This window comes from Mammaliicoccus sp. B-M6, assembly GCF_022386965.1.
GTDB classification, from domain to species: Bacteria; Bacillota; Bacilli; order Staphylococcales; family Staphylococcaceae; genus Mammaliicoccus; species Mammaliicoccus sciuri_A.
Genome location: NZ_JAJNHJ010000070.1, coordinates 1 through 1,463, shown reverse-complemented (window position 1 = coordinate 1,463; position 1,463 = coordinate 1). Strand labels below are relative to the sequence as shown.

Genomic DNA, 1,463 nt, shown 5'->3' with positions numbered 1-1,463 from the left:
GGTACTGCACCCCTAAAGTTAGAGTAAAAAAACTAACTTTAGGGGTGTTTTAATATGACAAAATATAGTGATGAATTTAAGTTGAAAGTTGTAAGAGATTATCTAGATGGCCATTATGGTTATCGAAAATTAGCTAAAAAATATAATATACCTGATAAAATTATTATACGAACATGGGTAAAAGCCTTTCAATCATTCGGTGTAGATAGCATTAAAAAGAAACAGAAAAAGACAGTTTATTCTGTTACATTCAAAATAAATGTATTAAACTATATGAAAAGAACAGGCGATTCCTTCCAAGATACAGCGATTAAATTTGGCCTAAATACCCCATCTATTATTGTGCGATGGAAAAAGATATATGACAAAGAAGGTGTGGAAGGACTCGAAAAGCCGAAAGGACGACCTCCCATGAAAAAGAAGAAACAGAAGAAATCTAATCAAAACCTATCACGAGAAAAAGAGTTAGAGCTAGAAAATGAAAATCTTCGATTAGAGAATGCTTATTTAAAAAAGTTGAACGCTTTTCGAGAGAATCCGAGTGCCTTTCTAGAAAAGCACAAGCAGCAGTGGCATTCGAACTCAAAGAAGAAGGATTCAAATTAAAAGATATCTTAGTAAAGGTTGGTATACCAGAAGCAACCTATCATTACCATGCCAAACAATTACAAAAGGAAGATTTAGATAAAGGTTGGAAGAAAAAGATCATTGAACTTTTTCAAAAACACAACGGTAAATACGGCTATCGTCGTATATATTTAGCTTTGAGAAATCAAGGTTATCTCATTAACCATAAGAAAGTACAACGAATTATGCGAGAACTAGGATTAAAATGTCAAAAATTCACACGTAAATCACGCTATCAATCATACAAAGGTACAGTTGGTAAAGTGGCTGAAAATCGCTTGAATCGTAGATTCCATACATCTATTCGACTTCAAAAATTAGTGACAGATATCACTGAATTTAAATGTGCTGAAGAACAAAAATTATATCTCAGCCCTATTATGGATTTATACAATGGGGAAATCATTTCTTATGGTATATCCAGAAGACCAACATTAGACTTAGTACTTCAATCATTGGATAAAGCAGTTACAATCATTAAGCATGAAGCACCATATCGTACGACGATACATTCTGATCAAGGTTGGCATTATCAGCATAATGCATGGATTAGAAGATTATCGGAACAAAGGATTTATCAAAGTATGTCACGTAAAGCGACGTGTGCGGATAATGCTTCTATGGAGAATTTCTTTGGCATCATGAAGCAGGAAATGTATCATGGAGAAGAACTTGTTAACTATGAAACATTAAAAAGAAGAATTGAGGATTACATCTATTGGTATAACAATGAACGTTTGAAATTAAAATTGGCTGGACGAAGTCCAGTACAATACCGAACTCAATCCAGCCAATTAATAGCATAATGGAAACTCTAACTTTGGGGGGTCACTACC

General features: G+C 33.7%; 2 protein-coding genes. Both read left to right on the top strand.

The features are described from left to right. Positions 1–54 precede the first annotated feature (54 nt). Positions 55–606 carry a helix-turn-helix domain-containing protein gene (locus tag LQ693_RS13400; RefSeq protein WP_107596494.1) on the top strand — a complete coding sequence of 184 codons (552 nt, stop codon included), beginning with the start codon at positions 55–57 and terminating at the stop codon, positions 604–606. Then, positions 570–1,433, top strand: coding sequence for an IS3 family transposase (locus LQ693_RS13395; RefSeq protein ID WP_103361549.1), 864 nt, complete (start codon positions 570–572; stop codon positions 1,431–1,433). The genes LQ693_RS13400 and LQ693_RS13395 overlap by 37 nt, the downstream gene beginning before the upstream one ends. The last annotated feature ends 30 nt before the right edge of the window (positions 1,434–1,463 follow it).

Coding starts and splice junctions, on each gene's coding strand:
- LQ693_RS13400 (WP_107596494.1), top strand. CDS start 55: ATGACAAAATATAGTGATGAATTTAAGTTGAAAGTTGTAAGAGATTAT.